The sequence below is a fragment of the Neisseria animalis genome, from assembly GCF_900636515.1.
In the GTDB taxonomy this organism is placed as follows: domain Bacteria; phylum Pseudomonadota; class Gammaproteobacteria; order Burkholderiales; family Neisseriaceae; genus Neisseria; species Neisseria animalis.
This window is the reverse complement of sequence record NZ_LR134287.1, coordinates 48,822-70,997: the sequence shown is the minus strand read 5'-3', so window position 1 is coordinate 70,997 and position 22,176 is coordinate 48,822. Positions and strand designations below refer to the sequence as shown.

At 53.7% G+C, this 22,176-nt stretch carries 19 protein-coding genes and 1 pseudogene; 7 read left to right on the top strand and 13 right to left on the bottom strand.

Annotated features, from left to right (window positions below; all coding sequences use genetic code 11):
• Positions 1–58 precede the first annotated feature (58 nt).
• The 4 genes and pseudogenes from EL111_RS00320 to EL111_RS00305 all read right to left on the bottom strand — a co-directional run bounded on the left by EL111_RS00320 (position 59) and on the right by EL111_RS00305 (position 3,408).
• Positions 59–536 (bottom strand): annotated as a pseudogene (locus tag EL111_RS00320) (CYTH domain-containing protein).
• A gap of 20 nt (positions 537–556) precedes the next feature.
• Positions 557–982, bottom strand: a complete 426-nt coding sequence (locus tag EL111_RS00315) for a CopD family protein (protein WP_123795728.1) — start codon at positions 980–982, stop codon at positions 557–559.
• Positions 983–1,038: 56 nt separating this feature from the next.
• Positions 1,039–2,268 (bottom strand): PilT/PilU family type 4a pilus ATPase, encoded by a 1,230-nt coding sequence (locus EL111_RS00310; protein ID WP_123795729.1) that lies wholly within the window; start codon positions 2,266–2,268, stop codon positions 1,039–1,041.
• Positions 2,269–2,364: 96 nt separating this feature from the next.
• Entirely contained in the window at positions 2,365–3,408 is a 1,044-nt protein-coding gene (locus EL111_RS00305) for a type IV pilus twitching motility protein PilT (RefSeq protein ID WP_123795730.1), read from the bottom strand.
• Between the two features lie 86 nt (positions 3,409–3,494).
• Between EL111_RS00305 and EL111_RS00300 the strand changes: the two genes are divergently transcribed.
• Together EL111_RS00300 and rsgA are read left to right on the top strand one after the other, a co-directional pair.
• Positions 3,495–4,205, top strand: a complete 711-nt coding sequence (locus EL111_RS00300) for a YggS family pyridoxal phosphate-dependent enzyme (protein WP_123795731.1) — start codon at positions 3,495–3,497, stop codon at positions 4,203–4,205.
• Between the two features lie 92 nt (positions 4,206–4,297).
• Positions 4,298–5,164, top strand: a complete 867-nt coding sequence (rsgA, locus tag EL111_RS00295) for a ribosome small subunit-dependent GTPase A (RefSeq protein WP_123795732.1) — start codon at positions 4,298–4,300, stop codon at positions 5,162–5,164.
• A gap of 565 nt (positions 5,165–5,729) precedes the next feature.
• On the opposite strand, the gene recX is transcribed toward rsgA, so the two are convergent.
• Entirely contained in the window at positions 5,730–6,197 is a 468-nt protein-coding gene (gene recX / locus EL111_RS00290; RefSeq protein ID WP_123795733.1) for a recombination regulator RecX, read from the bottom strand.
• 126 nt (positions 6,198–6,323) lie between these two features.
• Here recX and EL111_RS00285 point away from each other — a divergent pair, with 126 nt between their 5' ends.
• On the top strand, positions 6,324–6,713 hold the full coding sequence (locus tag EL111_RS00285) for a hypothetical protein (RefSeq protein ID WP_123795734.1): 390 nt from the start codon (positions 6,324–6,326) through the stop codon (positions 6,711–6,713).
• 116 nt (positions 6,714–6,829) lie between these two features.
• On the opposite strand, the gene EL111_RS00280 is transcribed toward EL111_RS00285, so the two are convergent.
• Together EL111_RS00280 and EL111_RS00275 are read right to left on the bottom strand one after the other, a co-directional pair.
• A complete protein-coding gene (locus tag EL111_RS00280) occupies positions 6,830–11,056 on the bottom strand; it encodes a translocation/assembly module TamB domain-containing protein (RefSeq protein WP_123795735.1) in 4,227 nt (1,408 codons plus the stop codon).
• A 162-nt stretch (positions 11,057–11,218) separates the two neighbouring features.
• Positions 11,219–13,063: an autotransporter assembly complex protein TamA gene (locus EL111_RS00275; protein WP_123795736.1), complete on the bottom strand. Its 1,845-nt coding sequence runs from the start codon at positions 13,061–13,063 to the stop codon at positions 11,219–11,221.
• A 418-nt stretch (positions 13,064–13,481) separates the two neighbouring features.
• Between EL111_RS00275 and sstT the strand changes: the two genes are divergently transcribed.
• Positions 13,482–14,705, top strand: coding sequence for a serine/threonine transporter SstT (gene sstT / locus EL111_RS00270; protein ID WP_123795737.1), 1,224 nt, complete (start codon positions 13,482–13,484; stop codon positions 14,703–14,705).
• A gap of 157 nt (positions 14,706–14,862) precedes the next feature.
• Here sstT and ruvA read toward each other — a convergent pair whose 3' ends face one another.
• The 4 genes from ruvA to EL111_RS00250 form a co-directional block, all read right to left on the bottom strand.
• The gene (gene ruvA / locus EL111_RS00265) at positions 14,863–15,447 is read right to left on the bottom strand and encodes a Holliday junction branch migration protein RuvA (RefSeq protein WP_123795738.1); all 585 of its coding nucleotides are present in this window, start codon (positions 15,445–15,447) and stop codon (positions 14,863–14,865) included.
• 280 nt (positions 15,448–15,727) lie between these two features.
• Positions 15,728–16,366, bottom strand: a complete 639-nt coding sequence (locus EL111_RS00260; RefSeq protein ID WP_123795822.1) for a septal ring lytic transglycosylase RlpA family protein — start codon at positions 16,364–16,366, stop codon at positions 15,728–15,730.
• Positions 16,367–16,501: 135 nt separating this feature from the next.
• A complete protein-coding gene (gene trmL, locus EL111_RS00255; RefSeq protein WP_123795739.1) occupies positions 16,502–16,966 on the bottom strand; it encodes a tRNA (uridine(34)/cytosine(34)/5-carboxymethylaminomethyluridine(34)-2'-O)-methyltransferase TrmL in 465 nt (154 codons plus the stop codon).
• Between the two features lie 76 nt (positions 16,967–17,042).
• The gene (locus EL111_RS00250; RefSeq protein WP_123795740.1) at positions 17,043–17,774 is read right to left on the bottom strand and encodes a ComF family protein; all 732 of its coding nucleotides are present in this window, start codon (positions 17,772–17,774) and stop codon (positions 17,043–17,045) included.
• Between EL111_RS00250 and bioH the strand changes: the two genes are divergently transcribed.
• The 3 genes from bioH to EL111_RS00235 all read left to right on the top strand — a co-directional run bounded on the left by bioH (position 17,773) and on the right by EL111_RS00235 (position 19,733).
• Complete coding sequence (gene bioH / locus EL111_RS00245; protein ID WP_249038051.1) at positions 17,773–18,516, top strand: pimeloyl-ACP methyl ester esterase BioH; 744 nt, start codon at positions 17,773–17,775, stop codon at positions 18,514–18,516. The two genes, EL111_RS00250 and bioH, sit on opposite strands and share 2 nt — an antisense overlap.
• A 207-nt stretch (positions 18,517–18,723) precedes the next feature.
• On the top strand, positions 18,724–18,924 hold the full coding sequence (locus EL111_RS00240) for a hypothetical protein (protein ID WP_123795742.1): 201 nt from the start codon (positions 18,724–18,726) through the stop codon (positions 18,922–18,924).
• A 29-nt stretch (positions 18,925–18,953) separates the two neighbouring features.
• Positions 18,954–19,733 (top strand): class I SAM-dependent methyltransferase, encoded by a 780-nt coding sequence (locus EL111_RS00235; RefSeq protein ID WP_123795743.1) that lies wholly within the window; start codon positions 18,954–18,956, stop codon positions 19,731–19,733.
• A gap of 277 nt (positions 19,734–20,010) precedes the next feature.
• Here the strand turns inward: EL111_RS00235 and EL111_RS00230 are convergent, their stop codons facing one another.
• Entirely contained in the window at positions 20,011–20,823 is an 813-nt protein-coding gene (locus tag EL111_RS00230; protein WP_123795744.1) for an amidohydrolase family protein, read from the bottom strand.
• Positions 20,824–20,847: 24 nt separating this feature from the next.
• Positions 20,848–22,155: an SLC13 family permease gene (locus tag EL111_RS00225; RefSeq protein WP_331838783.1), complete on the bottom strand. Its 1,308-nt coding sequence runs from the start codon at positions 22,153–22,155 to the stop codon at positions 20,848–20,850.
• Between the last annotated feature and the right edge of the window lie 21 nt (positions 22,156–22,176).

The window sequence follows — 22,176 nt, the reverse complement described above, 5'->3', positions numbered from 1 at the left end:
CTATATTTTGCAGACGGCTTTTTATTTGTCTGTATCCAATCGGCAGCGGAGAAACGGTTTATACCGCATCTTCCCAAGTCGAATAGGGGTGTTTGCTCAGATAAGCATTGGTAAATCTGCCTTCCGAAGTGATTTCCCTGCCCAGCCAGTCGGGGCGGGGATAAGCGGTATGTTCGGACGGCAATTCCAACTCTGCCACAACCAGCGGGGCGTTTTCGCCGAAATATTCGTCAATTTCAAAGGTAAATCCTTGATATTCCACTAGATAACGCCGTTTTTTCCATTTTAAACGGACACATGGTATCCATCATCTGCTCGGCGTGTTCCAGAGGAATTTCATATTCAAACTCACTGCGCGTTACATCGGAAATATATCCTTTCAAGGTAAGCCACGCTTGATTGTCGATGATGCGGACGCGGATGGTGCGTTCTTTTTCCACGTTCAAATAGCCCTGCCGCAGGATTTTGGGGAGGGAAGCAGCATTGCGCCAGTTGTCGTTTGCCAACAGGAAGCGGCGTTCGATTTCTACACTCATTTTGCAGACGGCCTTTCGGGTTAAAACGGTTTGAATACCACCAAATACAGCGCGGCAATCATCATCAATACGGGGATTTCGTTAAACACACGGTAATATTTGTGGCTGTGTCGGCAGGCGTGTTGTTCAAAGCGGCGCAGATGGGCGCGGCAGATATGTTGGTAGCCGAAAAGCAAGATACCGAGCAGCAGTTTGGCGTGTACCCAGCCCTGCCCCCACCAGCCGGCGGCAAACGGCACTGCAATACCGAAAATCAGCGCGCCATAGCCCAGCGGTGCCATAAATTTATACAGCCGCTGCGCCATGCCGAGCAGGCGGGCGTATTCGGCAGTATCGTTTTGCGGATTGAGCTGGGCAAGGTTAACGTAGATACGCGGCAGGTAAAACAAACCGGCAAACCAAGAAATAATAAAGAAAATGTGGATAAGTTTAAACCAAAGATACATGACACGTCCTCAGAATGTGGATAAGCACGGCTGCCGCCGCCGATGCGGAAAAGCCATCAGGTCATCAGATTCAAATCGCTGATGCGGTCGTACAGCCGTTTGGTGCTGTTGCCTTCATCGTGCAGTTGGATTTGCAAACGCAGGTCGTTGGCAGAATCGGCTTGGCGCAGCGCTTCCTGCCGATCGATAATGCCGTCTGCATAAAGGCGGAAAAGGTTTTGGTCTGCCGTCTGCATACCGTCTTGCGCCGAACGCGCCATCAGTTCGCGCAGATGCAGCAAATCTCCTTGAAACAGCAAATCTTGTACCGCCGGCGTGTTTATCAGTAAATCCGTTGACGCAATGCGTCCGTTTTGGTTGGTTTTTGCGGCCAAACGCAGGCAGGCAATGCCGTTCAGGTTTAAGGCCAAATCGGCCAAAATGCGGCTTCGGTGTTCCGGAAGATAAAAATGTGTAATTTGTTCAACAGCTTGTATGGAATTGGCGGCGTGAAGGTTCAGGATACACAAATGGCCTGTCTGCGCCAGACGTAGGGCGTGTTCCATTTCGGCGGCGTTGCGTACTTCACCGATACAGATAACATCGGGCGATTGGCGCGCGGCGTGTTGAACGGCGGTTGTCCAATCGGGGGTATCGATACCGACTTCGCGCTGGGTAATGATACAGCGGTGCGGCTGGTGGATAAATTCAATCGGCTCTTCAATGGTAATGATGTGGCCGGGCAGATTGCGGTTGCGGTAGTCGAGCAAGGCGGCGGTTGCCGTAGATTTTCCCGAGCCTGCCATACCGGATACGATGAGCAAACCCTGCGAAGCCAGTGCCAGCTCTTGCAGTTTGATGGGCAAACCCAAGGTGTCGAGTGCAGGAATGTCTTGGCGGATGCGGTGCAGAACCATGCCGATACGCCCCTGTTCGCAATAGGCGTGGGCGCGGTAGCGTATGTGGCTGTGCGATTGGACGGTATAGTCTGCTTCTTTGCGCTGCCGGAAAACGGCGGTTTGCTCGGCAGGCATGGTGGCTTCGGCAATGGCGGCCGTATCCGAAGCGTCGAGCTTGGGCAGCGGCAGCGGCGTGAATTTGCCGTCGGTTTTGATTGCCGGAGGAAATCCCGCGCTGATGAAAATATCGGCGGCACGGCGGCTTTCCGCTTCTTGAAACAGGCGGGTCAGCAGCGGGTGGGGCGCGGCTGTGTTGCCGGCGGGTTTGCCGTCTTCGGAGGGCGGTGCGTACGCTTGCAGCAAATCGGCAAGCGGGCTGTAAAGGGCGTGATCTTCGTGAGTGGGCATATGGGTAATCGGTTTTCCGGTTTGCAGATTGTTATGTAGTCTTGAAACCGCCGTTTTGCAGACGGCCTTGAGGGTAAAATGCCGTCTGCAAAACGGCTAGTCGGCAAGATAATCGCTGTTTTGTGCTTTGCTTCTGGCGGTTTCGGCACTAATCAGACCTTGCCGCAGCAGTTGTTGCAGTGCTTGGTCCAAAGTCTGCATACCGTGGCTGTGGCCGGTTTGCAGGGCGGATTGGAGCTGGGCGGTTTTGTTTTCGCGAATCAGATTGCGTACTGCCGGAGTGGACATCAGGATTTCGTGTGCGGCAATCCGTCCGTTGCCGTCGCGTTTTTTCAGCAGAATTTGTGAAATCACGGCACGCAGTGATTCGGACAGCATTGCGCGAACCATTTCTTTTTCTCCGGCGGGAAAAACATCGACAATGCGGTCTATGGTTTTTGCCGCGCCGGTGGTATGCAGGGTGGCGAAAACCAGATGGCCGGTTTCGGCAGCGGTCAGTGCCAGCCGTATGGTTTCCGGATCGCGCATTTCGCCCACCAGAATCACATCGGGATCTTCGCGCAGAGCCGAGCGCAGGGCGTTGTGGAAGCTGTGGGTATGGCGGTGCAGTTCGCGTTGGTTGATGAGCGCTTTTTGGCTGTGGTGTATAAACTCAACCGGATCTTCAATAGTCAGGATATGGGCCGGTTGGTTTTTGTTGATGTAGTCAATCATCGCTGCCAGCGTGGTGGATTTTCCCGAGCCGGTAGGGCCGGTAACCAATACCAAGCCGCGCGGCGAGTCGGCGATTTTTTGCAAAATGCGCGGGGCACCCAAATCTTCCAGCGTCAACACCGTGTTGGGAATGGTACGGAAAACGGCGGCAGGCCCGCGGTCGGTGGTGAATACATTGGCACGGAAGCGCGCCACATTCGGCAGCTCAAACGAAAAATCCGTTTCCAAATCCTGCCGGTATGCCTTGCGCTGGTGGTCGGTCATGACCGAATCAATCAGGCTGCCGACTTCGTCTGCGTCCATTTCAGGCAGGTTGATGCGGCGGATGTCTCCGTTGACGCGAATCATCGGCGGCATACCGGCACTCAAATGGAGATCGGAGGCTTGGTTTTTTACACCGAAAGCGAGTAAGTCGGTAATCTGCATGGTGTTGCCTTGCTGGATTTGGATTAGAATGATGCCCGACGGCAGCGTGTACGCCGTCAGACGATTATTATATAAGGAAAAACGCTATGTCGGTATTGAAACGCAATTATCAGACGGTATGTGCCGCCGTCCGTCAGGCGGAAGCGGCGGCAGGTCGTGAAGAAGACAGCGTGCGGCTGATTGCGGTGAGCAAAACTTTTCCTGCGGAAGACATACGCGAGGTTTATGCGGCAGGCCAGCGCGATTTCGGTGAAAACTATATTCAGGAGTGGTACGGCAAAACCGAAGCCTTGGCGGATTTGCCCGACATCGTCTGGCACGTTATCGGTGATGTACAGTCGAACAAAACTAAATTTGTCGCCGAGCGCGCCCATTGGCTGCACACGGTAAGCCGTTTGAAAACTGCCCAAAGAATCAGCGCACAAAGGCCGTCTGCAATGCCGCCGCTGCAAGTATGTATCGAAGTGAATATTGCCGCCGAAAGCGCGAAACACGGTGTTGTGCCGGAGGAAGCCGTCGGTTTGGCAAAGGAAGTTGCCAAGCTCCCCAACATACAGGTACGCGGCTTGATGTGCGTGGCGGCGGCAGAGGTCGGTGAAGCCGAATTGGCGCGGCAGTTCGGCAGAATGAAATCGCTGCTGGCCGATTTGAACGCCGCAGGAATCGAAGCCGACGTATTATCGATGGGCATGAGTGCGGACATGTCAACTGCCGTCCGTTGCGGCGCGACCCACGTCCGCATCGGCAGCGCGATATTCGGCAACAGGACATACGGAGAGCCGTCTGAAACCGCTTGAATCATCGTTTATGCCGTCTGCATTTCCAATACAAACCTGCCTAATCAAGCCGAACATACGATAAAATGCGGTTTTCCCCTTTACAAAACATCATGACCGATACCGCCCAAATCATTACCAGCTACGGCCGCCGCTACATCATACGCACACCGGACGGGCAGACTTTCGAGGCCACCACCCGTAAAAAGCGTGTCGATTTTGCCTGCGGCGACGAAGTGCGTATCAGCAGAATCAACGGCGAACAGGCAGTTATCGAAGACTACCTGCCGCGCCGCAGCCTGCTGTACCGTCAGGACGCATGGAAAACCAAACTGATTGCCGCCAATGTTACGCAGCTTCTGGTGGTAACCGCTGCCGTCCCCAGTCCCAGCGAGCTGTTGGTACAGCGCGCATTGCTGGCGGCGGAGGCGGCCGGCATAGAGGCCGTGATTGTATTGAACAAAGCCGATTTGCCTGAAACAGCGGCGTGGCGGGAAGTATTCCGTTTTTACGAAACTTTAGGCTACCGAGTGGTTGAAGTGTGTGCTTTGGATAATGTTGAGCTTCTGAAACCGCTGCTGAAAGGGCAAACCAATATTTTCTTGGGGCAGAGCGGCATGGGCAAATCTACTTTGACCAACGCTTTGCTGGGCAGCGAAGCCGCCCGCACCGGCGACATCTCTGCTGCGCTGGATTCCGGAAAGCATACTACCACTCATGCCCAACTGTATGATTTGGATAGCGAAACCCGATTAATCGACTCCCCGGGCCTGCAGGAGTTTGGTCTGCACCATTTGAACGCCGCCGATTTGCTGTACCATTTCCCCGATTTGAAACATCTGGCCGGACACTGCCGTTTTCACAACTGCACCCACCGTGCCGAACCCGATTGTGCGGTTAAAAAAGCGGCGGCAGACGGCGCGGTCAAACCCGAACGGGTGGCGTTTCTGCAACGGATTACCGATGAATTGCTGCGTTGAGGCCGAATAAAGTTTAAAGGCCGTCTGCAAAAACAGGATTTTGCAGACGGCCTTATTTTTTGGGATTGTTTGAAGAGATGCAGGTTGGCATATCAGCAGCGGTTTGTGGTTTGCCGTTTCGTATCATTTCTCCGACTTGAAACATCTGGCCGGACATTGCCGTTTTCACAACTGTACCCACCGTGCCGAACCCGATTGTGCAGTTATAGTCATTTAAAATAAGAATGATACAGCGTTGCTTTGCCTTGCCGTACTATGTGTACTGTCTGCGGCTTCGCTGCCTTGTCTCATTCTTATTTTATTCGACTATAAAAAAGCGGCGGCAGGCGGTGCGGTCAAACCCGAACGGGTGGCGTTTCTGCAACGGATTACCGATGAATTGCTGCGTTGAAGCCGAATCAAGTTTAAAGGCCGTCTGCAAATGATGATTTTGCAGACGGCCTTATTTTTGGGATTGTTTGAAGAGAAGCAGGTTGGCGCATCAGCAGCGGTTTGCTGTTTGCCGCTCTGTATCATTCGGCGGTAACATCAAGCTGCGGGCGGGTTTATCTGCCGTGGAGCGGTTTCATTCGTATCCGTCCTGCCAGTATTCTTCGTCCCATGCGTAGCGTAATGCGGTTTGAATGGTATCCATATCGAAGCCGCGGTAAGCCAGAAAGCGTACTTGTTTCTGCTTTTCTTTCAAATCTGCGGCCGGCTGTTTGAACTTTTTCCGCAATACCGCCGCTGCCGTTTGGCGTTCGCTGTCTCGGTCGGGCAGGAAACGTGTGCTGATTTCCTCGTCTATGCCTTGCGCGGATAAGGCTTGTTTCAGGCGCAAAGTGCCGTGCAGACGGCTTTTGCTGTGGATATAGGCTTCGGCGTAGCGTTCGTCCGATTGCCAGTTGCGCTCGCTGAATTCGGCCAGCACCTGCTCCAGCTCTTCCGTGCTTTCCGCGTGGGGAGCGAGTTTGCGCCGTAATCCGGCACGGCTGACTTCTTGGCGCGATAAAATGTCCATCGCGCGGGCGCGTAGGGATTTTTGTGGTTTCATGGCAGACATTATAAAGGCGGGAGCGGTTTGCTATCCAGATAATCAGGCGGATTTTTTGCGGCTGGAAATTCAAAAAATACCGTATGCCTGCTTTGTTGCCAAGAAGCGGCAGGCCGGTTTGCCCGTTTGATGCTGAGGGTTTGTTCCCTTTTTGTCTTTGCTGCCGTTTACAGCACCTTGCTGCGCTTCGGGTACTGTGGAATTATCCGAACAGACGGCAAATCAATACTGCGGACGGGGGTTGCCGATGTGGTTATTTCACAGAGCGAGGCGGTGTTGCCGTACTTTGCTCAAATTGGGAGACTTGACCAAGCTGCTGAAACAAGAAGCTCTCCGAGCCGCATTGCCTGTACGGTCTACGGCTTTGCTGCCTTGTCTCATTTTGTGAAATCCGATTATAAAATCCGCCATGCAGTTTCCGGTAAGAAAGAATGTAGTGGATTGAGACCTTTGCCAAAAACAGGAAATAAAGCAAAACTGATTGTCGGGGCGGGTTTTATACCCGCCCGAAGTTAATCAATACCTTGAAAGTGACCACTTCAAAAAGCTCAAGCGGGCGGGTGTAAAAACCGCTCCGACCAGCCCTTGTCATGAATTTCGCAAAGGTTTCGGATTGTATTTTGCAGACGGCCTTACGGGTTTTGCCGTTCGCGTTGCTGCTGTTCAAAGCGTTGCCTTTCGGCTGCTTCGGCCGCTTTGTCTTCGGCTTTGAGCTTTTTCTGCCACGGCAGGGTATCGAAACGGATTGAGTATTTCAGTTCGCCGCCGCTGGAGAGATTGCCGATGCGGGCAACCGCTTGCAGGGAACGGGTAAGTTGGTATACCAGTTTGACCGATTGTTTGGTGCTGGTAATCCCGAATTCGTAACCGGCATACAGCTCGTTGGTCAGTTGTTTGCCGACGGTCAGCACCTGCTCGGCAGGGTTCATTTCGCCGGTTTCGGCATTGCGGCTCTGCTGGCTGGTAAAGCCGATGTCGTCCACCAAGCCGACACGGTCGTTGAGCTGTCCTGCCAAGAGTGCGCCGGCGGCGGCGGACAAGGCGGCGTTGTCGCTGTCGCTGCCGGAACTGGCGCGGTTGAGAATCAGCCAAGACAGCTTGTCTTTTTCGCTCATCGGCTCGTCGGCAACCAGCGTGATACGCGGATTGTCGAGATTGCCCAAAACTTCTACGCCCGCGCCGACAGGGGAGAGGCGGCGTTCGGCGCGGATATTCAGATTGGGGTTGGTCAGCGGGCCGACAAAGGAAATCACGCCTTTTTTAATTTCCAAATCTTGTCCGTAGGCTTTGTAGCTGCCTTTGACGACATTAATCGATCCGACACCTTGTACGGTTTCATTGGGGCGCGCGCTGAGTTTGAGCTTGCCGCCAAGGGTGACATTCAATCCTTCGGCAACGAAACGCACATTGTCGTTCAGGTCGATGTCCAAATCCATGTAAATCGGTGTGGTGGCGGTTTGGGTTTTGTGCTCTTCACCCAAAATCACGACATCGTCATCTGTGGTGGGCATGGAGGCGTTTTGGAAACCGAACATACCGAAATCGGCTTTCAGGCCGCCGGTAAGTGCGACGCCGTGTGCTTCGTTGTAGCGGACTTTGGCTTTGCCGCTCAATGCCAGCCGGCGGTTGGGGCGTGAAAGGGTGCGGTAGCGGTCGAACACGATATCGACATCGACATCGGGCGCGTTGTTGTCGAGGGATACGCCGCCGCTGAGTTCTACCGTACCACCACGGTGGAACTTGAGGCTGTCGATGACCCAGCGTTGCCCTTGCAGACGGGAACGCAATACGCCGTTGTCCAGAATAATGCCTTGAGCCTGATTGCGGTAGTAGAGGTTTTCCCCGTTCAGCGTGCCGCCGAGTAAGGGTTCGCTCAGCCTGCCGCCCAAAGTGACGGCGGCATTCAGGTTGCCTTTGACAGTTTGGCCGACGGGCAGGAAGCTGCGGAAGGTTTCCAATTCGGCAACATTAATATGCAGACGGCCTGACAACGGTGCGTCGGCAAAGTTGCTGCTTGTACCGATGTTGACGTTACCGTTGAGGGTGCCGAAATTGGTGTTGCCCGCCAGCGTGCTGTTGACGGTAGGGGAGGAGACCCGCCCTCCGAGATCCGCGCTGCCGCGAAAGCTGCCGCTCAGGTTTTTGGCGCTGTTAGGCAGGAAGGTGCGGAATGGGGTTAAGTCGGGAATATCCAGATTGATTTTGCCGCTGAGCGGCGCGGCGGCAATGTTACTGCCAAATTGCTGGGCAATGCCGATGGCGGCGTCGGCTTTGCCGAAGCGGGTGTTACCGTTCAGGCGCGCATCGATACGGCCGTTTTGGAAACGGGTATTGAGCATCAGCGCACTCAAACCGAGCGGCTGGTTGCTGTCGGGCAGCAGAACGTCTCCGCCCTGACGGGAGACATTCAGATAGCCGCGCGCGTTTTCGCTGTAAGACACGTCCCAATCGCCGCCGAGTACGAGATTATGCGGTACGGGCGGCGTGTAGAAATTGTGCAGTTCCGCCATGTGCAGGTTGTGGGCACTGCCTTTGCTGGTGATGCCGGTTTTTTTGTCCCATACGAAACTTTGCAGGTTGAGGCTGCCGCCCATCACCGCCCATTGTGCGGGACTCATGGCAACACGTTCTGCTCCTGCTTCGAGATTGATGCGGTTTTGCAGCCTGAGGTTGAATGCGCCGCCGATATTGAGCGTGCCGACCGTGCCTTTCCATTGGGTCTGCTCCGGGTTCAGACCGCCGGAAGCATCGATTTCCAAACGGTAGTTTTTACCGTCTAAGGCCATATTGCCGCCGCCTTGGATACGGTGGTTCAACCCTGTGCCGTTGACGGACAGGTTAACGGTGTCGATGGCGGTTTGGGTATCTCCGGCCAAGATGATTTGTTCGCCTTTAAATTCGGCAGCAAGCTGTTTGTCGGTGTCGGGCGAGCCTTTGAATTTGAAGTCCAGCGTGCGGATATTGAGGGTGTCGGCAAGGCGGAAGGCACGCGCCTGTCCGTTTATGTCGACATCGAGGGTTTTCAGGCCGTCTGTAAAATCGCCGGCAATGTAGCCTTTGGCATTGAGCAGGCCGCTTAAGCCGAAGCCGAAGCGCGATAAGTCGGGCGCGCTGATGCTGAGGTTGAGGCGGTCGTTTTTTTTGCCGAAACTGCCATCGGTTTTGATGACGTTGGTACCGAGTTTGAGGTCGGTCAGCGCGCGGCTGAAATGTTGGTTTTCATACAGTATGTCCGCGCTGCCGCTGAGGGATACGCCATTGAGTGTGCCGGGCGTGAACTGCATGGTGCCGCCGTAGCGTTGGTTGGCCAGCTCGCCTGTCAGGGCGATGGTGCCGTTGATGCTGCCGGCGGGCAGTTGCGGGTCAATCTGTGCGGGATTGAAGGCTTGGCTGCGGATGTCGAGTTTGAGGGCTTGGTTTTGAAACAGCTCGAGAAAGCCGGACGCGCTTAATTCGCCACCGTTTTGAGGCAGGATTTTGATGTGGTCCAGCAGGAGGGTTTGCTGCCCGTGTTGTGCATCGGTGGCGATTTGCAGCAAGCCGGTGCTGCGGGCGGATCCGCTGTCGAGATTCCATGTAATGTCGGGCGAGGCGGTTGTGCCTTGCACGTTGATGCTGCCGTTCAAGCGGCCTGCGATTTTCGTGCCGACGGCATCATCTGCACCGACTTCGTTGAGGTTCAGTGCCAAACCGAGGCGGTCGGCAGCGGTGTCGATGTTGCCGCTGATGTTGATTGTTCCTTTTTGCAGCAGTTCGATTTCGGCATCCGTGATGTGGATGTTACCGTTGTCGTCCACGGTAAAATTGCCCAGCAGGGTGCGAACGGGAATGGCGTTGTTGTCGGCAAAACCGGCTTCGCTGTTGCCCAAGTCTATCGAGCCTTCCAGCGCGGTATGGCCGTTGAGGGTAGGTATAACGGTGGCATCGAAGTTGAGGCGGGCTTTCGGCAGCGACGGCAGGAAGGCGGAAGGGTTGATGTTGAAGCCTTTTGCCTGCACTTCGCCCAGCATTTCATTCAGCGCGGCGGCGAAGGGGCGGACGGTCGAACGGGCATACAGGCCGATATTGTCGCCGTCCAAAATAATATCGGTGTGGACATCTTGCAGGCTGCCCCACAGCCGTAGCGTGCCGTGGACGGTTTCGCCTTCCAATTCGCCTTTGGTATAGATAGCGGTGTTGAGCGTGTAAGGTTTGTTCAGACCGACAACAACCGCACCGGCGGATTCGCTCCACGGTGATTTGAGCAGGGTCAGGTCGAGGCGGTGTTCCTGACGGTCGTATCGGTATGCCGTCTGTATTTTTTCTGCGTAAACCGTTTGTTGCTCGAAGTTTTTACCGATGCTGATTGCGCCGGTTTCCAAACGGTCGATATAAACGCTCGCGGGCAAATCGATGCTGTCGGGCAGGCCGGACGGCGGCGTATCTTCTTTCGGCGGTACGGGTTTGGTCACGATGGCGATGTCGCCTGCGGTGATTTCGGTAATGTGCAGGCTGGGGCGGAACAGTTCGGACGGTTGCCAGCCGAAACGGAAACGGCTGATTTTGATGTCGGCACTTTCGGTTTCAATCAGCCAGTCATCGCCGTGGAAACCGTTAACCAGCGTGCCTTCTAAGGATTTTGATGTGATGTGGACACCGAACCACGAGGGAAGGGTGTATAAGCCGAAACGCAGACCCGACGGGGTAAAGGCGAGCCAGCCGACAATGCCAATCAGCACCGCCGACAGGCAGAGCAGCAGCCATGCCAAGGCGCGCAGCGGGCGGCGGCGTTTGGGGGCGGCGGGCTTGCCTTGGTGCGGTGGGGCTTTGCGCCCGTTTGCAGACGGCTTGGCGTTTGGTGTGTCGGGTGTGGCGGTCATGGTATCGGGTGCAAATCGTAATATTGTGTTTCTGTTGGCGGAACAGGCCGTCTGCAAAATGGCAGCATAGCCGGTTGTGTGGCTAACAGGCTGATTTTAATCGGCATCTTGCGGTATTTTTATTTTGCAGACGGCCTGAATGATGTTTATGCCGTCTGCATTTTAAAAGCGTGTGCCCAAGCTGATGTGCCAGCGGATTTTTTTATCTTGGTGTCCGTAGGCGATGTCGAAGGCAAACGGGGCAACCGGACTGAACCAGCGCAAGCCCAAGCCGGTGCCGTGTTGCAGGGTCATGTCTTTGAAGGAATGTGCGACATCCCCCATATCGTGAAACACGGCGGCAGACAGGTTTTTGGTCATCGGATATTGATACTCGAAGCTGGCAACGGCAAGGGCGCGTTCGGGCAGTACCGAGCCGGCCGGCCCGCGCAGACCGATGCTGTCCTGTTCGTAACCGCGTACGGAAGATGCGCCGCCGGTGCGGAACGACAGGCCGGACGGTGTGTCGTCGCTGTCTTTGGCGTAAACGTATCCGACTTGCCCTCGGGCGATAAAGGTACCGATTTTTTTGTTTTCGGGGGTGTAGAAGTAGCCTGCTCCGCCGTATGCGCGCGCGATGGTGGTGGACGACAGTATTTTGCCGAGGGTTGCACCGATTTTACCGTCCAAATAATAGCCGTTTTCAGGGCGCAGGGTGGTATCGATGTTTTGGCGTTTCCATGAAGCGGTCAGCATGGTGGCGTGGCTGCGTCCCAAGTCGTAATCGGTATCGGGAACTTTGCGGTCTTCAATCAGAAATTCCATGCCCAGCCGCGCATCGATGCCGTTGCGTTCGCGGACATACCAGATGCCGCTGGAAAGGGCGCGTTTTTCAAGGTTTTGCGTGGTTGAGCGGTTGTAGGCGATGTTGCTGGTCCAGTAGTTGCCGCGGTTGTTGCGCGGCTGGCTGATGCCGGCGGCAAGCGTGGTTTCGTATTTGTCCATGTCCCACACTATCGAGCCGATGTAGCCTTTGTCGAACAGGTTGTAATAGTCGTAGCCGATGCGTCCGCCCAAGCCGTATTCGGAGTCGTAGCGGATACCGGTTTCGAGTTTGTGGCGTTTCATTTCGGTAACATCGACTTTGACCGGTACGCGGTCGTCTTCGATATTGTCGAAATCCGCTTGGACGACTGCGCCGGAGTAGTGGCCGTTTTGTTCCAATGCCTGCTGGAAGTCGAGCAGCATATCCAAGTCGTAAGGTGCGCCCGGTTTGAATTTCGCCAAACCTTTGACAACGCTTTCGGGATAGCGGCGTGTGCCGCTGATTTTGAAGTCGCCGAAGTAAATCGGGCGGTCGCTTTCGACAACGACGTTTAAGTCTGCCGTTTGGTTGTTCGGGTCGATGGTGGCTTGTGAGCGGGTCAGCTTGGCCAGCGGGTATTTTTTGCGGGTTACTGCGCTCAATACGGAGGTTTTGCTGCTGCTCCAGCCGTCTTGGTCGAAATAGCCGCCGACAGGCTGCTGCCAGCTTCCCATGGCGTTTTTGTAGTAGTCTGCCAAGTCGTCGCCGGCAAGGATGTCGCCAAGCAGCGCAACGCTGACGTTATCGACTTTGGTGCGCGGCCCGGGGGTAACGTCCACACGGTAGCTGCTGCCGCGGTCGCTGATTTCGGTACGGCTGTTGAAATAGCCTTTGGTTTGTAGAATGGTTTTGACGTTGTCGGGGGTTTCTTCTGCCAGAAAGCCGACTTGCTCTTTATCCAGCTCTTCTTCCTGCTGCTGGGTAATCAGCGGCAGGTGTTCTTCCAGCATGGCTTTGATTTCGCTGTTGTCGGTGCGGATTTCTACCGGATATTTGGGATCGAGTTTGACGGTTTGCGTGTTGGTCGAGGGCGGAGCTGCCAGTTCGGATTCGGGTACGGGCTCGTAATCCTCCGCGCGCGGCTCAAACGCATCGGCGGCAAATGCCTGCATACAGGCAAGCGAAAGCGAGGTGAGCAGTACTGGCGGAGTCAGTTTGTTCATGGCAGTTCGTTGGAAATACGCAAAATTTGATTTTACATGATTTGCGGCGGGTTGTGGAATAGCGTTGATGCCTGCAGAGGCCGTCTGCAAAATGCCGTTGTGCCGAACGGTTGCGCGGCGTTGCGGTCGCAATGATGCAATGCGGAGGCCGGTGCGGTTATATGGTTTTGCAGACGGCCTCTGCAGACGGAAACGCCCGAATCGTTGACAATATCTGAAACGGGGCGGCTGTGTGCGGAACAATGCTTTCGGAAGATTGTTTGGTGTGTGGCAGTTTTGAGGAATAATATTTTAAATTGGCAATTATTTTTGAAATATTGTTTTATTTGCTCGGAATAAAGATGAAAATCTCCACAAAATAAAACGGTTTTATTTTAGAATATTATCCATTCTTAACACTTTTTAAAGGATTAGGAGCATGACAACCACCAATCCTCTGCTGTCGGCGGTGAACCGCGTCAGCTTGGTCAAGCAAATCTTCATCGGGTTGATACTCGGTATCTTAATCGGTTGGGTTGCGCCGAATGCCGGCCTTGCCGTCGGTTTGCTCGGCAGTCTGTTTGTCGGCGCGCTGAAGGCCGTTGCGCCGATTTTGGTATTTGTGCTGGTGTTGGCGGCGGTTGTCCAACACCAAAAAGGCAATGAGGCACACATCAAACCGATTCTGCTGCTGTATATTATCGGTACGTTTGCTGCCGCGCTGACTGCGGTAGTGGCCAGCATGGCGTTCCCGACCCATGTGATTTTGGCCAATGCCGGCGATGTTTCGACCACGCCGCCTTCCGGTATTGTCGAAGTATTGAAATCCCTGCTGCTGAAGCTGGTATCCAATCCGATCGGCGCGATTGCCGATGCCAACTATATCGGTATCTTGGCTTGGGCGTTGATATTGGGCGCGGCGTTGCGCTACCACAGTTCGGACACTACCCGTCAGGTTGTGGCGGACTTGGCCGATACCGTTTCGACGATTGTCAAATGGGTCATCAAATTCGCGCCCATCGGTATTTTTGGCTTGGTGGCCTCCACTATTGCGGAAACCGGTTTTGATGCGTTGGGAAGTTATGCCAAGCTGTTGGCGGTATTGCTCGGCTGTATGCTGTTTATCGCCTTGGTGGTCAATCCGCTGATTGTGTGGACGCAAATCCGGCGCAATCCTTATCCGTTGACTTTGATGTGTTTGCGCGAAAGCGGCGTAACTGCCTTTTTTACCCGTTCTTCCGCTGCCAATATTCCGGTAAATATGGCTTTGGCGAAAAAGCTGAACCTGCATGAAGATACCTATTCCATCTCCATTCCGATTGGTGCGACCATCAATATGGCGGGTGCGGCGATTACCATCAATGTCCTGACACTTGCGGCAGCCCATACTTTGGGTATTCAAGTTGATTTCCTGACAGCGTTATTGTTGAGCTTGGTTGCTACCGTCGGCGCGTGCGGTGCATCCGGCGTGGCAGGCGGTTCGCTCTTGCTGATTCCGATGGCGTGCAGCCTGTTCGGTATTTCCGACGATATTTCCATGCAGGTGGTTGCCGTGGGCTTCATCATCGGCGTGATTCAGGATTCTGCGGAAACTGCGTTGAACTCTTCTACCGATGTGTTGTTTACCGCTGCTGCCGATATGGGCAGAGCGCGCAACAACTGATGTCGTAATTATTTAAAAAGGCCGTCTGCAAATTCCGATTTTGCAGACGGCCTTTTTTTGTTTGCTTGATGGCGGTAAGAGAACAGATCTCCGCAAGCCATGCGGCTATTTTGTGGAGTGTACGGCAAGCAATATGGGCAGTAAGATATTGCTTGTGCTATTTCAGCAGGTTTTTCAATGCCAATCTTACCCCTTCGCCGACATCCGTACCTTTGGGAATGCCTTTGACGGCGGCTTTGGCTTCGCGCTCGTTGTAGCCCAAAGCAAGCAGCGTGCTGAGAATGTCGGCAGTTTCGTCGGCTTCTTGCGATGTGGCAAACAGGCCGTCTGTAACAGTTTGGGCAACCAGTTTGCCGCGCAGCTCCAATACCATGCGCTCGGCGGTTTTTTTGCCGATACCGGGCGCGGAGGAAAGGCGTTTGATGTCTTCCTCGGCAACAGCTTGCGCCAGCTCGTCCGCACTCATGGCCGATAAAATGCCTAATGCGGTTTTAGCACCGATACCGCTGACTTTCACCAGTTGGCGGAAGGTGGCGCGTTCGGCGGCGGAAGCGAAACCGAACAGCAGGTGGGCATCTTCGCGCACAACCAGTTGGGTGTAGAGTTGTACGGTTTCATTCAGCGGCGGCAGACTGTAGAAAGTTTGCATGGAAACATCGACTTCATAGCCGACACCGCCGACATCAATCACGATTTGCGGCGGTGTTTTTTCGATAAGTTTGCCGGTCAGTCTGCTAATCATGGAGCTTCCTAGAAGATGAAAAAAGCCGTCTGCAAACGGCGTGCGGCGGCCTTTTATTTGCAGACGGCATATATTGTATAGCAGAACAGCGGAAAAACCAAACGCTGTTCCGTGTTCTTATATAGTCGAATAAAATAAGAATGAGACAAGGCAGCGAAGCCGCAGACAGTACACATAGTACGGCAAGGCAAAGCAACGCTGTATCATTCTTATTTTAAATGACTATAAAATACAGACGGCCTGTTTGGGGGAACAGGCCGTCTGTATTTTCAGCCATGCATCAAATGGCCACTTGAGGCATGGTGCGGGCATGGGTTTTCGCTTCGTCGGCACGCTCCTGATTGTTGAACGGCCCCATGCGGACGGTGTATTCGTAATTGTTTTTCTCTACCGAAATTTTCGGGCGGATGTTCGCGCCGGCAAGGTGTTGCGCGGTTTGGTTCAGGTATTCGCGCGCTTCGTATTCTGTACCGAATGATTTCAAATCGACAAAAATAGCGGCCGGTGCTGCGGCAGGGGCGGCTTTCGCGCCGTTAGCCGGCTCGATTTTAACGTGTGCCGTGCCTTGGCCGAGAAAACCCAGCTTGGCAGCAGCAGCTTTGGATAAATCCAAGACGCGGTTGCCGTGGAACGGCCCGCGGTCGTTTACACGTACGATGATGCTTTTGCCATTGCGCGTGTTGGTGACTTTGATGGTGCTGCCTAAAGGCAGGGTGCGGTGGGCGGCAGTCATGGCGTTCATGTTGAAACGCTCGCCGTTGGCGGTTTTACGACCGTGGAAAACTGGGCCGTACCAAGAAGCATTGCCGCTTTGGGTGAAAGAAGCAGGCATGGTTCGCATGGTTTTGTAGGTTTTGCCCGCTACTTTATAGGTTTTGCCTGCTAAGGCGGGGGTAACGGAAAGTGCGCCGAAGGTCATCGCCAACAGCGCGGCGGAAAGGTTTTTTTTGTTGAAAATCAAAACAAAATCCGTTCTTGAGTTAATCGTGCAAAAGCGTATCTTTTATATCGGCAGATACGCAAAAGATGTTCGGACGGCATGAGCCGCGGAACATCAGATGCCGCCGTGGTAATCGTTTTGCCGCCACGCTTCAAACAGCATCACGGCAACGGTATTCGACAAATTCATGCTGCGGCTGTCGGGAAGCATCGGCAAACGGAGCTTCTGCCCGACAGGCAGGCTGTCGAGAATTTCTGCAGGCAGCCCGCGGGTTTCGGGGCCGAACAAAAAAACATCGCCCGGGCGGAATGCCGCCTGATCGGGGCGGGTAGTGCCTTTGGTGGTCAGCGCGAAAATACGGCGGCCTGCCAAGGCTTTCAAGCAGTCTTCAAAATTCTCGTGTACCGTCAGTTTTGCAAACTCGTGATAATCCAAACCGGCGCGCTTCATTTTGGCGGAATCCAAAGGAAATCCGAGCGGCTTTACCAAGTGCAAATCCGCGCCGGTATTGGCGCAGAGGCGGATAATGTTGCCGGTATTCGGCGGAATTTCAGGTTGGTATAAAACGACAGTAAACATATAAAACAATCACTTATCAAGGCGGAACAATGCCACAGCAGGCGGAGGATGTCAAAAAATTGGCTTAATTTTTCATTTACGCACGCGCCAATGTCCAGCAACAAATCCGCCGCGCGCCTGATTTTTTCAATATCTGCGCCAATTCGGACAGCGTTGCGCCTGTGGTAAACACATCATCAATTAACAAAAGATTACAATTATCCGGCAGCGGCTTCTGTATTTGGAAAATATTGCGGACGTTTCGCAGACGTTCGGTACTTTTCAACGTACTTTGCGGCGGCGTGTCGGCACGGGAAACGGTGTGGCGCGGCAGCAGCGTCCAGCCGTAATGCCGGCAAAGCCGTTGCGCCAATTCTTCGCTTTGGTTGAAGCCGCGAAACAGCCGACGCTCGCGACTCAACGGTACGGCCAATACGGCATCGAACTGCTCGTTATCCAGCCAGTCGGGCGCGCGGTGCAGCATGATGTTGGCCAACACCACGCCCAAACCCGGCTTTCCCAGATGCTTCCATTCATGTATGACGCTGCTGATGGGCGGCCTATAGCAGATTGATGCCCACATCCGTTCAAACGGCGGAGGTTTTTTCTGGCACGCGCCACACACCGCACCACCGATAACGGTACGGAAACACAGCGGGCAGCAGTTTCCGGAATCGGGAGTATAATAACGCAAATCCGCAGTACAGCCCGTACATAAGCCGTTTACCGATACGGTATTTTTCGCGGGCAAACCGTTACATAATATGCACGAACGGCAAGCCTGCCTGTCCGACCGCCGTATAGCGCGCCGCAAAAAGGAAAAATTCATGCCGCATTCCCGAAAAGTTTATCTGATCCACGGCTGGGGAGCCAACCGCCATGTATTTGACGACCTGATACCGCGCCTGCCTGCTGCTTGGCACATCCGCGCATTCGACCTTCCCGGACACGGCGGTGCGCCCGATGTCGGAACATTTGATATTGCTGCCGTTGCCGACCGTTTCGCAGCACAAATCGACGGGCGGGCGGATCTTCTCGGCTGGTCGCTCGGCGGCTTGGTTGTGCTTTATATTGCCGCACGCCACCCGGATAAAGTCCGCTCGCTCTGCCTGACCGCATCGTTTGCCAGACTCACCGCCGCCCCCGATTATCCCGAAGGTTTGAACCGGGTTGCGCTCGGCAAAATGACGGGGCTGTTCCGGCAGGATTATGCCAAACATATCAAACAGTTTCTACAACTGCAATTGCTGCACGCACCCGAATCCGCCGCCATCATCGAAAAAATCCTGCCCGACATCGCCGCCTGCGGCGCACCTGCCGCCCTTGAAACCGCGCTCGAAGCCGTCGAAAGAGCCGATGCACGGGCATTATTACCCGGTATTGCCGCCCCCGTGCTGCTCGTTTACGGCGGCAAAGACGCCATCACGCCGCCGCGCATGGGTGAATACCTGCACCGCCATTTGTCGGACAGTGAATTTTGTCTGATAGAAAAAGCAGCTCACGCACCTTTTCTCAGCCATGCGGAAAAATTTGCACAATTATGGTGCGAATTTACAGACAAACAGGCGTAGAATAACGTATTTGCCAACGGGACAGTGCGCCTTCCTGTGCGGAAACTCTTCATCATTTGCCTGTATTGCCAAGCATTTGGCCAATATGCCGTCTGCAAAAACAGGGACAGCATATCAGCAAAACCGCCAATAGGCATCTGCCGGTATCCTTATCGGACAGTAAGTTTTTCCGCAATTTGCAGACGGCCTTGATGTTGGAAAACCAATATGAAAACCAAAACTGCAACATTACTGAAAATTACCGCCGCCCTGATTGTCCTGTTTGCCGTTTTCCGCGCAGGCATGGCATTTCAAGGCTACCTCTACGAAGATACCTGTCTGGACTTGGGCGGCGGCAGAAACCCCGGCAACTTCCCGATTTGCGTGATTGACGACCAAACACGCCAAGAACGCTACGGGCAGCCTTAACCTACCTGCAACCGCCCGACCAAACCGCCATGACCGACCGCTGGAGCATCCACCGCCATCTTGCCGAAACCGCCGACGAACGGCTGCTGCTCGTGCGCCAAGTGCCGCAACACATCATACTTGCCGGTGCCGACAACGACATCAGCCGCCGCCTGCTTGCCGCACGTTATCCGCAGGCCGTATTTTCCGAATACGATTCCCGACGCGAATTTCTCCATACCGCCGCTGCCGCGCGGAAAGGCGGATTGTGGCAGAAACTGACCGGAAAAAGCATTCCGCAGGTCTGCCAAGCCATGACCGCGCCGCTGCCCGAGGCGCAGGCGGATATGCTGTGGGCCAATCTGAGCTTGGTTTTGGCCGATGAGCCGCTGCCCGTGTTCCAAAAATGGGCGCACGCGTTGAAAACCGACGGCCTGCTGTTTTTCACCCACTTCGGACGCGACACGCTGGCGGAACTCAAAGGCCGTCTGAACGGACACGGCATTTCATGTGAAACACCTGCCCTCATTGATATGCACGACCTCGGCGATATGCTGGCCGACAGCGGCTTTTACGATCCGGTAGTGGACACCGCCAAGCTGGAACTCAGCTACCGCAAAGCCGCGACGTTTTGGCAGGATATGGATACGCTGGGTTTGCGGCGGGCAGTAATATTCAGTGATGAAGCCGAAGCCCGCCGCCTGATTGACGGCTGGTTTGCCGAGGGAGAAGTCCTGAGCGTCACGTTGGAAACGCTCTACGGCCATGCGGTGAAGAAATTGGCATTGCCGCAGGGAGAAAATGTCGTGCGGTTTTATCCGAAAGGGTAAATTGATACGGCAAAACATACAAACAAAGGCCGTCTGCAAAAACACTTGTTCTGCAGACGGCCTTTGTTTGTGAAAGAGCTGTGCTTCTGCAGAGCAAAATCAAGAATGAAACAATGCAGTAAAGGCAGCAACGCCGTATCTTCGGTGTCTGGTTACTACAATCGTCTTTGGTTGCACATGAACCGCAGATTAATGCGTGATATGACAAACGAAAGTTTCAGATAAACGCTTTTTCCTTCATCGGGAGCAAGCCATTTTAGCGTGTGACCGAGGCATTTTAAACTGTATCAAATCCAAACAGTTTCCATGCATTTTCGCCTAAAATCTGCTGTCTTTCTTTTTCATTTTCTACGACTTCATGCAATAAGTGCCAGTTTTGCCCGTATCCGGTTTCGGTTTCATGTTGGGTGTGCGGCCAGTCGCTGCCCCATATGATGCGCTCCTGCATGCCTTGTTCCTGCAACATCCGGTAAATTTCTTTTCCCCGGGCTGCCTGATTTTCGGGTGTGGCCAAACGGTATAGGCCCGACAGTTTTACCCAATGCTGTCCCGGATCCAGCATGGAGATGAATTGCTGAAATTCCGGATCTGACAAGTCTCGATGCGGCTCGGGACGGCCGAGATGGTCGATAACAATATTGATATGCTCATTTGCCAAAGCAGGTAGTAATTGCAGCAAATAATGCGGCGGGCAATGCAGTTCAATATGCCAACCAAACGTGCGTAACAATCCTATCAACCGTTTCCATGCCTGCGTACCGACATCGGGTACGGGCTTACCGAACAGATTCAGCCGGATGCCGCATACGCCTTGATTGCAATATTGTGCCAGCAATGTTTCGGAAACATCGGTATCAACCACGACTACTGCTTTCAGACGGCCTTGGGATTGTGCGGCGGCTTGCAGCATGATGCTGTTGTCCGTTCCGTAAAAACTGGGTTGGATTAACACGCCGTAACGCAACCCTCGGGAATCGAGATGGCTCAGAAAATCCGTAACGGAAGCTTCGTAATCCGGCGTATAGCGTGCATTTTTGACAAAATTGCCGTTTGGTTCGAATACATGGGCGTGCGTATCAACGTAATTCATTTTATTCTCCGGTAAAACAGCCGTTTACATGACCAATTGTGCCAATATCACAGCGATAACTGCAGCAAACAAGCCAATCGGAATGGCCTTAAACAGCAGTTGGTTCAACAAAGCATTTTTATCGATGCCTTCCGGGGCGGAACCCAGAATCAGGCTTCCGCCCGATGAAAATGGTGAAATTGCAGTTGCCTGCGCCCCCACCACTACTGCCACGAACAATAGGGCGGGATTCAGCCCCGAATAGGCGGCAATGGTTGGGATAATGGGGAACAGGGTCGGTGCGACTACGCCTAAGGTGCTGGAGAAAACCGACATGATGGCACCGATACAGCACAGTACAACGGGAATCAGCCAAAAAGCGACATTACCGGATACCCAGCCGGAGAAAGCCTCTACCACTCCGACCTTAACCGCAATGCCGATTAAAATACCCATTCCGCAAATCATCAATAAGGTGCCCCACGGTACAAGTGCAATAACTTTTCTCTCGTCGGCCAGTTTCATCATCATACTTACTAAGGTAAAGACAATTGCGAGGAAACCGATATCCAGTTTGGCATTTGCCCAAGAAACCCAATCATTTTGCGGCCAAATCAGATGTAAAATCGGGAACGTTAATACAATGGCCATCAGCAGTACAATCAGGAAAATCGATTGTTTCTGTTTGGTTGTGAACGCTTCCGGTTTTTCCGCCTGTATGCTGATGGCGGACATCCGGCGGTTCCATAAGGAATATCCGCCCAAGATAACGACGGGTACCAATAAGGTCGTTACAAAAATAGCGGATGTGTAGCCGAATGCCGCTTCCTTGGCTATGCCAGATGTTTCCAACAATCCGCGGAAAATCACACCGCTTTGCGAGGTCATAAAATTAGCGCCGGCCAGCGCACCGTAATTGACAGCCATACTGCCGATGACAAGGTTCATTTTGGTTTTCTGGCACAACAGCAGAGTGAGCGGCGCCATAAACGCCAATACCGTATAAAAACCGGCTCCCAATCCTGCAATCAGGGTAGCTGCCGCGAAAACTGCCAGCGGCAGGATGTTTGGAAAATGGCGGCATTGATACAGCAAATGTCCCGCCAGCTTTTCAAGTGCCCCGTTTGCCAATGCTACGTTGTAAAACAGGCTGACCGACAAAATCACAAAAAATATTTTTACCGGCCAGAGCTTGACCAAATCTCCTGCGGATAAATCCATACCGAAGCAAGCAATCAAATAGGCTGTGGCAATCGCATAAAAGCTGATATTGATTTTTGTCAGATAGCCCGCCGCAATAACTGCCAATATCGCCAGTAAAATAAGTGCCATCATAATTTTTGCTCTCCTGATTATCAGAACCTGCCGACGGCG